Source organism: Trueperaceae bacterium, from assembly GCA_036381595.1.
GTDB lineage: Bacteria > Deinococcota > Deinococci > Deinococcales > Trueperaceae > DASVCN01.
The window spans coordinates 53,886-65,909 of the sequence record DASVCN010000027.1 but is presented as its reverse complement, the minus strand read 5'-3'; the positions used below and the strand labels follow the sequence as shown (position 1 = coordinate 65,909).

10 protein-coding genes and 1 tRNA gene are annotated in these 12,024 nt (G+C 66.5%); 6 read left to right on the top strand and 5 right to left on the bottom strand.

All coding sequences use genetic code 11. From position 1 onward, the window contains the following. The first annotated feature begins 74 nt into the window (after nt 1–74). Nucleotides 75–1,163: an aminopeptidase gene (locus VF168_09590; GenBank protein ID HEX7004423.1), complete on the top strand. Its 1,089-nt coding sequence runs from the start codon at nt 75–77 to the stop codon at nt 1,161–1,163. A 57-nt stretch (nt 1,164–1,220) separates the two neighbouring features. On the opposite strand, the gene VF168_09585 is transcribed toward VF168_09590, so the two are convergent. Then, nucleotides 1,221–2,024, bottom strand: coding sequence for a 3-hydroxybutyrate dehydrogenase (locus VF168_09585; protein HEX7004422.1), 804 nt, complete (start codon nt 2,022–2,024; stop codon nt 1,221–1,223). Between the two features lie 58 nt (nt 2,025–2,082). On the opposite strand from VF168_09585, the gene VF168_09580 reads away from it, so the two are divergent. Together VF168_09580 and VF168_09575 are read left to right on the top strand one after the other, a co-directional pair. Further along, complete coding sequence (locus VF168_09580) at nt 2,083–2,553, top strand: metallophosphoesterase family protein (GenBank protein HEX7004421.1); 471 nt, start codon at nt 2,083–2,085, stop codon at nt 2,551–2,553. Nucleotides 2,554–2,706: 153 nt separating this feature from the next. Continuing rightward, nucleotides 2,707–2,793: transfer RNA gene (locus VF168_09575), tRNA-Leu, on the top strand. Between the two features lie 124 nt (nt 2,794–2,917). Here the strand turns inward: VF168_09575 and VF168_09570 are convergent. The 4 genes from VF168_09570 to VF168_09555 all read right to left on the bottom strand — a co-directional run bounded on the left by VF168_09570 (nt 2,918) and on the right by VF168_09555 (nt 6,899). Then, entirely contained in the window at nt 2,918–3,253 is a 336-nt protein-coding gene (locus VF168_09570) for a DMT family protein (protein ID HEX7004420.1), read from the bottom strand. A 124-nt stretch (nt 3,254–3,377) separates the two neighbouring features. Beyond that, nucleotides 3,378–3,857 carry a DinB family protein gene (locus VF168_09565; protein ID HEX7004419.1) on the bottom strand — a complete coding sequence of 160 codons (480 nt, stop codon included), beginning with the start codon at nt 3,855–3,857 and terminating at the stop codon, nt 3,378–3,380. A gap of 55 nt (nt 3,858–3,912) precedes the next feature. Further along, nucleotides 3,913–6,039, bottom strand: a complete 2,127-nt coding sequence (glyS, locus tag VF168_09560; GenBank protein ID HEX7004418.1) for a glycine--tRNA ligase subunit beta — start codon at nt 6,037–6,039, stop codon at nt 3,913–3,915. Continuing rightward, complete coding sequence (locus VF168_09555) at nt 6,039–6,899, bottom strand: glycine--tRNA ligase subunit alpha (protein HEX7004417.1); 861 nt, start codon at nt 6,897–6,899, stop codon at nt 6,039–6,041. The genes glyS and VF168_09555 overlap by 1 nt, the downstream gene beginning before the upstream one ends. Before the next feature lie 199 nt (nt 6,900–7,098). Between VF168_09555 and VF168_09550 the strand changes: the two genes are divergently transcribed. The 3 genes from VF168_09550 (at nt 7,099) to VF168_09540 (ending at nt 11,928) form a co-directional block, all read left to right on the top strand. Further along, nucleotides 7,099–9,306: an ATP-dependent Clp protease ATP-binding subunit gene (locus tag VF168_09550; protein ID HEX7004416.1), complete on the top strand. Its 2,208-nt coding sequence runs from the start codon at nt 7,099–7,101 to the stop codon at nt 9,304–9,306. Nucleotides 9,307–9,541: 235 nt separating this feature from the next. Continuing rightward, nucleotides 9,542–10,867, top strand: coding sequence for a DNA repair protein RadA (gene radA / locus VF168_09545; protein ID HEX7004415.1), 1,326 nt, complete (start codon nt 9,542–9,544; stop codon nt 10,865–10,867). Further along, nucleotides 10,864–11,928 carry a PIN domain-containing protein gene (locus tag VF168_09540; protein ID HEX7004414.1) on the top strand — a complete coding sequence of 355 codons (1,065 nt, stop codon included), beginning with the start codon at nt 10,864–10,866 and terminating at the stop codon, nt 11,926–11,928. The genes radA and VF168_09540 overlap by 4 nt, the downstream gene beginning before the upstream one ends. Nucleotides 11,929–12,024 lie beyond the last annotated feature (96 nt).

Here is a 12,024-nt window from a genome sequence, read left to right as displayed (position 1 = left end):
GCGCTCCCATCGTCGGAGTCTAACTCCGCTGCTCGCGACCACCCGCTGCCGCGCGCCTTGTTACTCTTTCCCTCATGGTCAACCCGATGGACGAGAAGTTCGCGCGTTTGCTGGTCCGCTACTCGTGTGACGTGAAACCCGGCGAGAACGTTTCGCTCAACATCCACTCGCCCGCCACCGACCTGGCCCGGGCGCTGGTCCGCGAGGTGTTCGAGGCGGGCGCCAAGCCTGTGTTGCGGATGGAGTACCCGGAGTTCGAGCACGACGTGCTCACTTTCGCTCCCGATTCATATTTCGATACCGAACCGGACGTCGAGTTGAACGAGATCCGCCAGATCCAGTCGTGGATCAGGGTGCGTGCGCCGCTCAATACCCGGTCCCTGCAGAACGTCGACAAGAGTCGCTACTCGCGCCGGCTCAAGCGGCTGCGGCCGGTTCAGGACCACCGTCTCGACCACACCAAATGGGTGGGGACTATGTACCCCACCGACGCGCTCGCGCAGGACGCCGGCATGAGCAAGGACGAGTACGAGAAGTTCCTGTACGACTCGATGTTCCTGTTCGACGAGGACCCGGTGGCCCGCTGGCAGGAGCAGGAGAACTACCAGAAGAAGCTGGTGGATCGCCTGGCGCAAGCCAAGGAGGTGCGGATCGAAGCGGAGGACACCGACCTCACCCTCACCACCGGCGGCCGCACCTGGGTCAACTCGGCCGGCCGCCACAACATGCCGTGCGGCGAGATCTTCACCGGCCCTGTCGAATCGAGCGCCAACGGCGTCATCACCTACAAGGTGCCCTCCTCCGTCAACGGGGTCGAGGTGGAGAACATCCGCCTGCGCTTCGAAGAGGGCAAGGTCGTCGAGGCGAAGGCGGAGCGCGGTGACGACCTGCTGCAGTCGCAGCTCGCCAGCGACGACGGCGCCCGCTACCTGGGCGAACTGGGTATCGGCACCAACTACCGCATCCAGCACCCCACGAAGCAGATCCTTTTCGACGAGAAGATCGGCGGCACGGTCCACCTGGCGTTGGGCAGCTCCTATACCGATACGGGCGGGCTCAACAAGAGCGCCATCCACTGGGACATGGTCTGCGACCTACGCCAGGGCGGAGCGATCTACCTCGACGGCGAGCTGTTCCAGGAGAACGGTCAGTTCGTGATCTGAGGCCGCGAGCCGACCGACTTTCGCCCGCCGCGCCGCAAGCCGGTCGGCGGGCGAACTTCAGCGGGCGGTCCAGCCGAGGTCGATCGCCTGCACGCTCCCCGTTATGCCCCACGAATCCTTCGAAGCGAGGAAGAGCACGTAGCGAGCGACATCGACCGGCTCGAGAAGCCGCTTCACCGCGACGTTCTCGAGGAATACTCTGCTCTCGACCTCCTCGATCGATATCCCTCTGGTTCGCGCCTGGTCGGCCAGTTGTCGTTCTACCAGCGGCGTTCTGACGTAGGCAGGGCAGACCGTGTTGCAGGTTATGCCCAGCTCACCACCCTCTAGGCTCGCCACCTTCATGAGGCCCAGTAGGCCGTGCTTCGCGGTGACGTAGGCGGCCTTGAACGGACTGGCCGTGAGGCTGTGGGCGCTGCCGATGTTGATGATGCGGCCGTGCCCGCTACGCCCCAGGTACTCCCAGGCGTACTTGGTGAGCAGGAAGGGGGCGGTGAGCATCAGCGCGATCATGCGCTCCCAGGTCTCCACCGGGAAGTCCGGCAGCGGGTCGATGTGTTGGAAGCCGGCGTTGTTGACCAGCACGTCGAGCGCGCCGAAACGCTCGACCGTCGAGTCGACCGCCTTGCGGCACTCCTCCGGTCGGGTGAGGTCCGCCGGCACGAAGTGACCGCCCAGGTCCCGTGCCAGGAGGCTCCCCTCGCGTTCGTCCAGATCGACGACCGAGACCCGGTAGCCGGCGGCGGCGAGCGCCCGGGCACAGGCACGGCCTATGCCACTGGCACCTCCCGTGACCAGCGCCACCCGGCCGCTTCCGGCTGCGGGAGACGGTTCGGCTTGCGGCTCCGTGACGACACCCATCTCGCCTCCAAACACGATGTTGGTGGCACTATAACTTCCGTGTCCTATCCTGAAAGAAATGCTCGAGGTCGGCATCATCTCCGATACCCACGGACTCCTTCGCCCCGAGGCCCTCGAGGCGCTGGCGGGCTGCGAGTTGATCCTCCACGCCGGCGACGTCGGCTCGCCCGATATCCTCGAGCGGCTGGCCGCGCTGGCGCCGGTCGAAACGGTGCGGGGGAACGTCGACAGAGGCGAATGGGCAGAAGCTTTGCCGAGCAAGCTCGAGATCCCCCTCGGATCTCTCGTCCTCTACCTCCACCATGGTCACCTGGCGGTGGCCGAAGAGGAGCTTGGCGGCTTCGGAGTCGTTGTCCAGGGGCACAGCCATCGTCCGGTGGTGCTGGAGCGGAACGGGACCCTCTACATGAACCCGGGAAGTGCCGGGCCAAGGCGCTTCCGCCTCCCGGTTACCCTGGCCAGGCTACGGGTCGACGGCCGGAACGCCCAGGCGGAGCTGATCGACCTCCTCGGTGAGCGCCGCCGCTGACGGTCCGCCGGCGCTGCCGGGAGCCCGCACGAGCGGTCGATAACTGCTTGCACCGCTGTCGAAACAGGTGGTAGAGTTCTTACTCGGTCGCGGCCCGATGGCCGGCGACCGGCGGCATCGAACCGACCTCAAAGTCGGTGGCGCCCCGCCCTTGCCGAAGTGGCGGAATTGGTAGACGCGCACGATTCAGGGTCGTGTGGCCGCGAGGCTGTGTGGGTTCAAGTCCCACCTTCGGCACCAGAGAAGCGCACTCTCCACTCGGAGAGTGCGCTCGCTTTTTCCTGTGCGGCGTACCGCCCCTTGGTGCCGCGACTCGACTTCCACTTGCGAGGCGACGACCGACGGCACGGCGGAAGTTAAGCCCTTAACGCCTCACTGCCAGGAACGCCGCGGCGGCTATCAGCAGGAACGCGAGTCCGTGATTCCAGCGGGGACGTTCGCCCAGCACGAACAGCGCGAACGCGATGAATACCGAGATCGAAATGACCTCCTGGAAGATCTTCAGCTGAGTGGCGCTGAAGGCTCGATAGCCGATCCGGTTCGCCGGCACCTGGAAGCAGTACTCGAAGAAAGCGATCCCCCAGCTCAGGACGATGACAGCCAATAGCGGGAAGCGTCCTTCCGGCATGAACCGAAGGTGGCCGTACCAGGCGAGGGTCATGAAGATGTTCGAGACGACCAGCAACGAGATGGCGACCACTCGGGCCTCCGAGGAACCTCGCCCCCTCGGGGGCGAAGGTGATGCGGCTCGGATCATACGACCATCGCCGCGGGCAGCATCGGAAATCTCCCTCGCGTCGTAGTCCTGGTCAGGCGATCGGAGGCTACGGGAACGGCGGAACGAGGTCGGTGTCCGGTCGCCCCGGGTGCGGGAAACCGAGTACCCGGGCGAGGGCCAGAGACTGCCCCTTGTGGTGGAACTCGTGAGTGATCGGATGCGCGATCAACCAACGGCCTGACAGCACCTCTTCGTAACCCTCCGGTGAAGTCCACCGGATCGGTTCGTCGGGGTCGGTGAACAAGGCGAGAGCCTCGACCACCACCTCGTCGACGATCGCGAACGCCGACCGGAGGGCAGGGACGCTGCCTCCCTCGAGCCAGCGGCGCTCCCTGCCCAAGCCCACGTTCTCGACCCAGTGGAGGTAGCAGTCGGCGATATGGGTGTAGATCCCGTCGAGGCTGCCGAAAGCGAAGTCGTACCGTTCCCGGGTCAAGACCCCGGAGGGAAGCGAATCGAGCCAGTCGAGGACGCCAGCTCGAGTGCGCCGCACCAAACCGTATAGGGTCTTCAGGTCGTCGTTCATCTCGCCACCTCGGTCGAGAAGCCGGTAAGCTCCTGCGCTCGGACTCCTGCTCCGCTCAGATCCCTTCCAGCTCCTCGAGCCGGCCCAGCGCCCGCAGAGCGTCCCGCACCTCCCGCAGCAGCGCCAGGCGGTTGTTGCGCACGTCCTCCTGGTCGACCATCACCAGCACGTCGTCGAGGAACGCGTCGAGAGGGTCCTTGACCTGCAGCACCTTGGCGATCGCCGCGTCGAGTGGCGGCAGCCCACTCTCGGGACCACCCCCCAGGTCCCACGGGTCCAATGACCGCCCCAGGTCGAGCAGCTCCTCGATCCCTTTTCTGGCTCCCGCCAGGGCGTCGTTCAGCGGCGCCTCTTCGGCGACCTCGAAGAGGCCGGGATCGACGTCTACTCCTGCCGGCGCCTTCTCAGCGAGGTTGGCGGCCCGCTTGTAGAGCGTCATGAAAGCTGGAAACGCCTCCTCTGCACTCATCGCCTGGAGCAGATGGGCGCGCCGCGCGGCTGTGATGACCGGCGGTTGGTCGCCGGTAGCGGCCCGAACGAGATGGACCCCGATCCCTTCGTCGGCCAGGAGCGTGGCGACCCTGTCCCAGATGAACCGTTCGACTTCGGCTATCACCCGCTCGTCCACCACTACCTCGTTCGACGCGTAGGCCTGTGCGGCGGTCTCGAGGAGGGGGCGTGGCGGGACCTCCCACCCTCTCGAAGCAAGGATCCGAACGAGGCCCAGCGCGTCCCGGCGCAGACCGAACGGGTCCGCCGATCCGCTGCCGCGCTTGCCCACCGCGAAGAAGCCGAGCAGCTTGTCGAGCCGGTCGGCGGCCGAGAGCAGGGCGCCGGCCTGCTCCTGCGGCAGTGAGTCTTCGGGCCCTTTCGGCTTGACCCCCTCCTCCAGGGCCCTCCCGACGAGCGGGTCGAGTCCTTCGGCGACGGCGTAGGCCCTGGCCATCACGCCTTCGAGTTCAGGGAACTCGAAGATCATCGAGGTAGCGAGGTCGGCGCGGTAGATGGGAAGCGCCTGCTCCAGCGTCTTCTCTTCCGCCTCGTCCAGGCCCACTAGCGGAGCCAGGCGCCTGGCCGTCTCCCCCACCCGGGAGACCTTCTCGGCCATGGTGCCGAGACTGCCGTGGAACTGGATGCCCGAGAGTCCCCAGGCGTGCTGCGAAAGGCTCTTGGTCCGGTCGGCGTCCCAGAAGAAGCGGGCGTCGTAGAGCCGCCCGGCCAGCACCCGCTCGTAGCCCTCACGGATCAACGAGACGTCCGGCACGCGATTGTTGGAGACGCTCACGAATCCCGCCGCCAGGGCGCCCCTCTTCGAACGCACCGGGAAGTAGCGCTGGTGGTGGATCATCACCGTCGCGAGGAGTTCGTCCGGCAGCTCCAGGTACCGCTCGTCGAACTCGCCGAGCACGGCGAAGGGCGCTTCGACGAGACTGGTGACCTCGTCCAGGAGACCCTCATCCTCGAGCGGTTCGAGTCCTTCTGCCGTCGCGGCCGTGCAGACCGACTCCCAGGTAGCCCGGCGACGCTCCTCGACGTCGGCGATGACGTAGGCGTCGCGCAGCCTGTCGACATAGTCGGCGGGCCTCTGTATCTCGAGCGCCTCCGGCGCGAGGAAACGGTGACCACGGGTGCAGCGGCCAGCGGTCACTCCAGCAGCCTCCAGCTCGATCGGCTCTCCACCGAGCAGGGCGAGGAGCCACGACACCGGTCTGACGAACGCGGTCTCGACCTCTGCCCAGCGCATCTTCCGGGGGGCCGGCAGGTTCTCGACGAGGCCGGAGAGTATGGCGGGTAGCAGCCGGGCTGCTGGCTCTCCGCCCACCTCCTTTACCGCGAAGAGGTACTCCCCCTTCCCTGTCTCCTCGACTGTCAGCTCGGACGGCTCCACCCCGTTCGCCTGTGCGAACCCCAGCGCGGCTCGTGTGAGGCTGCCGTCGGGGCCTATCCCGGCCGAAGCCGGCGGTCCGCGGCGCTTCTCGCTCCGGCGTTCGCTCTCCTCGGTCAGACCCTTCACCAGCACCGCCAGGCGCCGCGGGGTGGCGTAGCCGACCACCTCGCCGTGCCCTAGCCGCGCCTCCGACAATGCTTCGGAGATCCCCTGCACGAGGGCGTCACGTCCCTGCAGCACGTACCAGCTCGGCAGTTCCTCGGTCCCGATCTCGAAAAGGAGGTCGTTGGGCATCAGGCGGCCTCGGTCGTCGGCCGGGTGGAAGCGAGGTAGTGGCGGGCGGTCGACTCGCTCAGCCGCCGCAGCCGCTGGACGTAGTCCTGCCGCTCGGTCTGCGAGAGGACGCCACGGGCATCGAGCAGGTTGAAGGCGTGCGACGCCTTCATGACGAACTCGTACGCCGGATAGATGAGCTCCAGTTCGAGGAGTCGCCTCGCCTCGCTCTCGAAGGCATCGAACAGCTTGCGTTGGAGTTCCGGATCGCTCTGCTCGAAGTTGTAGGTGGAGTGCTCGAACTCGAACTGCCGCCTCAGGTCGCCCATCGTCACTCCGGGCGCCGCCTCGACGTCGAAGCCGTGGCGCGCGCCCTGGAGGTACATGGCGATGCGTTCCAGTCCGTAGGTGAGTTCGACCGGGACCGGCTTGCAGTCGATACCGCCGACCTGCTGGAAGTAGGTGAACTGGGTGATCTCCATCCCGTCCATCCACACTTCCCAACCCAGTCCCCAGGCGCCGAGGGTGGGCGACTCCCAGTTGTCCTCGACGAAGCGGATGTCGTGGCTGCTGGGGTCGATACCCAGCTGGTAGAGCGACTCGAGGTAGGTCTGCTGCACGTCGAGCGGTGAGGGCTTGAGCACTACCTGGTACTGGAAGAAGTACTGGAAGCGGTAGGGGTTGTCGCCGTAGCGCCCGTCGGCCGGCCGGCGGCTGGGGGCCACGCCGGCAACCTTCCACGGTTCCGGTCCCAGTGAACGGAGGAATGTCGTGGGATAGAACGTGCCCGCGCCGACCTCGGTATCGTAGGGCGTGGCTATCACGCAGCCCTGGTCGGCCCAGAAGCGGTCTAGAGAAAGGATGAGGTCCTGGAATCGCATTGTTTCTCCCGGCGTTGCTCCCGGAGCGGTAGACGAGCTCGCATCTATTGGGAAACGGTGAAGCCCGATGAGTATCAATCGTAACGAATACCCTTTCAGGCTTTATTTCGAGCGCGTAGTATAGCACCATGAGTCAACGTCGAAGCGTGACCCGCATCGGGCCTGGTGCCCGGTGCAGCGACGGGTTTGGAGGAAGGCCGTGAACAGGTACGACGACAGAGCCAGGCTGGTCTTCCACTTCGCACGGGAGGAGGGGTCGAAACTCGGTCATGCGATGATCGGCCCGGAACACCTCCTGCTGGGTCTGATGCGAGAAGGGGGCACCGCCAGCCGTGTGCTGAGCGAGTTCGGCGCGACTCTTGAAGGGTTCCGTCGGCAGGTCGAAGAGATGGTTGGCCGTGGTGACGGCCTCCCTCGCAACGAAACAGCCGCTATCACCCCCCGGGCCAGGAGGGTCATGGAGCTGGCAGGCTCCGAGGCCCGCAGCCTGGGCTCCAACGTGATCGCCACCGAGCACATCCTGCTAGGGATCATCCGTGAAGGCGACGGCGTCGCCTACCGCATACTCCAGCAACTCACGCGCGACGTGGACACGGTCCGCTGGCGCATCCTGGCGGCCGCCGATCCAAAGAACCAGGCCGAGGCCGTCAACACACCGTTCCTGGACGAGTACGCCCGCGACCTCACCAAGGAGGCGCGCGAAGGGAAGCTCGACCCGGTCATCGGCCGGACCGAGGAGATCCGTAGGGTCATCCAGATCCTCTCGCGGCGAACCAAGAACAACCCGGTACTGATAGGCGAACCGGGCGTTGGCAAGACCGCGATCGTCGAGGGTCTCGCCCAGGCGATAAACGAGGGACGGGTCCCGCCCAACCTGATGTCGGTACGGGTCCTCTCCATCGACCTTTCCAACATCGTCGCCGGCACCAAGTACCGCGGCGAGTTCGAGGAGCGGCTGCGGCAGGTGATCGAGGAGCTCCGCAGCGCCAAGGTGGTCGCCTTCATCGACGAGCTGCATACGCTGGTGGGCGCAGGTGGAGCTGAGGGTACGCTCGACGCCGCGAATATCCTGAAGCCCCCGCTTTCTCGTGGCGAGGTGCAGGTCATCGGCGCCACCACCACCGGCGAGTACCACCGCTACATCGAGAAGGATGCCGCGCTCGAGCGCCGCTTCCAGCCGGTTATCGTACTCGAACCCTCCCCCGAGGAGTCGCTCGAGATCCTCCGTGGCCTGCGCGAGAAGTACGAGACGCACCACGGAGTGGTCATCCCCACCAACATCCTCGAACTCTCGGTGCGCTACGGCGAGCGGAGCCTGCCCGGGCGCAACTTCCCCGACAAGGCGATCGACCTGATCGATGAGGCCGCGGCACGTACGCGGCTGAACAAGTCTCTCGGCTTCCCGGTGGTGGAAGAGGAGGACGGAACACCTGTCGTCACGCGTGAGGACGTCGAAGCGGTGGTCAACTCGTGGGGCGGGATCTACGTCGACGAGCAGGACGCCGACAAGCTCACCGACATCGAGCGCTCGCTCAAGCAGGCGGTAGTGGGGCAGGACAAGGCGATCACCGCGCTTGCCGCCGCCCTCAGACGGGCCAGGGTGGGCCTGGGCGGCCGCACCCGCGTGTCCACCTCGTTCCTCTTCGTCGGCCCCTCGGGGGTCGGCAAGACGTTCCTGGCAAAGCAACTCGCTATCGAGCTCTTCGGGTCCGAGCGGGCCCTGGTTCGGCTCGACATGTCGGAGTACCAGGAGTCGCACGCGATCTCCAAGCTCATCGGCGCACCTCCGGGTTACGTAGGCCACGAGCAGGGTGGCCGCCTCACCGAGGCGGTACGCAGGCAGCCGTTCTCGGTTGTGCTCCTCGACGAGATCGAGAAGGCTCACCCAGACATCTACAACACCTTCCTCCAGGTTCTCGACGACGGCCGTCTCACCGACGGGCTGGGCCGCACGGTCGACTTCCGGCGGGTGATACTGATCATGACGTCGAACACCGGCTTCAATCGGGGTCCGGGCGTGGGCTTCCAGGCAGAGAAGCAGATGGACGTCCAGGCGCCGTTGCGCGGCATCTTCTCCCCTGAGTTCCTCGACCGGCTCGACGAGGTCATCGCCTTCGAGACGTTCGACCGGCAGGGCATCCTGCAGATCACCAAGGGGATGCTCGAGGAGATGCGTCGCGACCTGAGCAGCCGCGATATCGACGTTACCTTCGCCGATGAGGTAGCAGCCTTCCTGGTGGACAAGATGCCGAAGGGCGAGAGCGCCCGGCCGCTTCGCGCGGTCATCCGTGAACACGTCGAGGACCCCCTCTCTCTTGAGCTGCTGAACCACGGTTCGGACGAGTCGCTGATCGTCACGGTGGAGGACGACAAGGTGGTCTTCGCGCGGCCGGTCCCGATCGCCTAGCCCCGTAACGGATAGCAATCATTCGCGGCCTCGCTCCATCGAGCGGGGCCGTACTTCGTGACCCGTCACCGTGAGTGGAGCAACGGCCCGAACCTGGCCCGACTCCCCACGGTGGCACAGGCGGGCGATGCCTCTCCCCTCCTGCCCGGCTTTTCACCGGGCGCGGCTTCGCCGGCCGTTCGAGGGAAAGTTATGATGTTCCGGATGCAGTTACCGGAAGCCCCCGTCAGGAATCGTGCCCAGGAGTAGCGCCCGCTACCTCTGCAGCCAGTGCGGCACCTCTTCACCGGTCGCCTTGGGTCGCTGCCCCGGCTGCGGCTCGTGGGAGACGATGGAAGCGCGCGTCGAACCGAGGGCCAGGGTCGCCGCGGTGGGCCGGCCGGCCGCTCTGGTCGAGCTGCTGGATGAGGTCGGGGAGGCCGCACTCCAGCGACACCCGTCCGGCGACGCAGAAGTCGACAGGGTGCTGGGCGGCGGTTGGGTGGCCGGATCGGTACTGCTCCTGGCCGGCGAACCTGGCATAGGCAAGTCGACGCTCCTGCTGCAGCTCGCGCACCTCGCGGCCGCCGAGATGAGGGACACGCTCTACGTCGCGGGTGAGGAGTCGCCGGCCCAGGTCAAGCTGCGGGCCCAGCGGCTCGGCCTGGGGGCCGGCCTCCAGGTCACCCGCGAAACCGACGCCCGCTCGCTCGCCGACTACCTCCGGTCGCAACCGCCCAGGCTCACCGTGGTCGACTCGATCCAGACGCTGGTGTGCGAGGAGGGGGCGACCCCGGGAACACTGAGTCAGGTGCGAGACGCCACCGCACTGCTGGTCGCGGCAGCCAAGGAGACAGGCTCGACACTGGTGCTCATCGGGCACGTCACCAAGCAGGGATCGATCGCTGGCCCCAAAGTCGTAGAGCACATGGTCGACGCCACCCTCTCGCTCGAAGCGGCCGCCGGCTTTCGGGTACTCCGGGCGATCAAGAACCGCTTCGGCCCCGCCGGCGAGATGGGAGTCTTCGAGATGACCGTCGGCGGCATGCTGGCGGTACCGAACCCGTCCGAGGCGTTCCTCTCCGAGAGGCCGCTGGGGGTTCCCGGTTCGGTAGTGGCGGCCACCCTCGAGGGTCAGCGACCGCTGCTGCTCGAAGTGCAGGCGCTAGCGGCCAAGACGCCTTACTCATCGCCCCGGCGGGTGGTGCAGGGCCTCGATTCTCGGCGGGTGGACGTGGTGCTGGCGGTGCTCGAGAGGCGCCTCGAACTGCCCCTCACCGGGCTCGACATCTTCGTCAACGTAGCGGGAGGTCTTCGCCTCACCGACCCCGGGACCGACCTGGCGGTCGCCCTCGCAGTCTATTCGGCGGTCACGAACCGGGAGCTGTCCGACAGGACCGCCGTCGTCGGGGAGGTCGGGCTCGCCGGCGAAGTGCGGGCCGTGTCGCAGCAGGGACGGCGTCGCAGCGAGGCCGAGAGGTCGGGCTACGACCGGTTCATCGAACCGAGAGGCCGAGAGGCCGGTGCCCAGGGCGTCGCCTCGGTGCGAGAGGCGGTGGAGAAGGCGTGGAGCAGGGCATGAAGCAGACCTCCGGCGCCTACCTGCTGGCGAGAGCAGTGGTGACGCTCCTGGGAGGAACTCTCGGGCTGAGCCTCGCCGACCTGCTGTTGCGGCGCGAGATCCTCACCGGACCCAACAACATCCTCTACCTCACCCTCGTTGGCCTCCTGCTCGGCTATCTGATCGGCGCCCCGGTCGCAGCCTACTGGTCGCGATTCTGGCAACGCCTGGTGGCGAACCTCAGCGAGATTCCCCCCGAGGCGGTGCTCGCCGCGGGTACCGGCGCCATCGTCGGCCTGCTCGTTACGGTGCTGGTCAACAACGTCCTCGGTCAGGTACCCGGCTTCACCTGGTACTGGTCGCTCCTCATCGCAGTCGTGCTGGTGTTCGCCTCGAGCTCCTTCTTCGTAGCCAATCGTCGCCTCTTCGGAACCCTGAGGATGGCGCCGGAGGTGCAGTCGAAGCCCAGGACGCGAAGCGCCGAGAAGATCATCGATACCTCGGCGATAATCGACGGCCGGATCCTCGAGGTGCTCGACGCCAACTTCCTCGACAGTCCCATCATCATCCCCCGTTTCGTCCTGCTGGAACTACAGCGGATCGCCGATTCGGGTGACCCGTTGCGCCGCCGGAAGGGGCGCCGGGGCCTCGAGATGCTCGACCGGCTCGCGCAGCAGGAACGGGTTCCCACCGAGGTGATAAGCGACGAACCGGCGCAGATCGAGGCCGTGGACGAGAAGCTGGTGGCGCTCTGCCTCGAACGTGGGGCCGACCTCATCACTACCGATTACAACCTCGACCGGGTAGCGGCCCTGCAGGGGATCAGGGTGCTCAACGTCAACCAGCTGGCCAACGCCGTGAAAGCCACCTTCCTGCCCGGCGAGCGCCTCTCGCTCTCGATCGTGCGGGAGGGGCGGGAACCCGGCCAGGGCCTGGCCTACCTGGAGGACGGCACGATGGTCGTCATCGAGGAGGCGGCCGAACTGGTGGGCCGGACGGTAGACGCCGTCGTCACCAGCAGTCTGCAGACGAACATGGGGCGGATGATCTTCGCCCGCTTGGGTGACGAAGCGAGGGAGTGAGAGGCCTCCCAGGCAGCCGTGTAATCGCCCCGAGACGCAGCATCTCCGCTTGACACCCCGCCAGCGGGGGCATATCCTACCGGGTGCTCTCGAGGA

Coding starts and splice junctions, on each gene's coding strand:
- VF168_09540 (HEX7004414.1), top strand. CDS start 10,864: ATGAAGCAGACCTCCGGCGCCTACCTGCTGGCGAGAGCAGTGGTGACG.
- VF168_09590 (HEX7004423.1), top strand. CDS start 75: ATGGTCAACCCGATGGACGAGAAGTTCGCGCGTTTGCTGGTCCGCTAC.
- VF168_09580 (HEX7004421.1), top strand. CDS start 2,083: ATGCTCGAGGTCGGCATCATCTCCGATACCCACGGACTCCTTCGCCCC.
- VF168_09555 (HEX7004417.1), bottom strand. CDS start 6,899: ATGCGATTCCAGGACCTCATCCTTTCTCTAGACCGCTTCTGGGCCGAC.
- VF168_09585 (HEX7004422.1), bottom strand. CDS start 2,024: ATGGGTGTCGTCACGGAGCCGCAAGCCGAACCGTCTCCCGCAGCCGGA.
- VF168_09565 (HEX7004419.1), bottom strand. CDS start 3,857: ATGAACGACGACCTGAAGACCCTATACGGTTTGGTGCGGCGCACTCGA.
- glyS (HEX7004418.1), bottom strand. CDS start 6,039: ATGCCCAACGACCTCCTTTTCGAGATCGGGACCGAGGAACTGCCGAGC.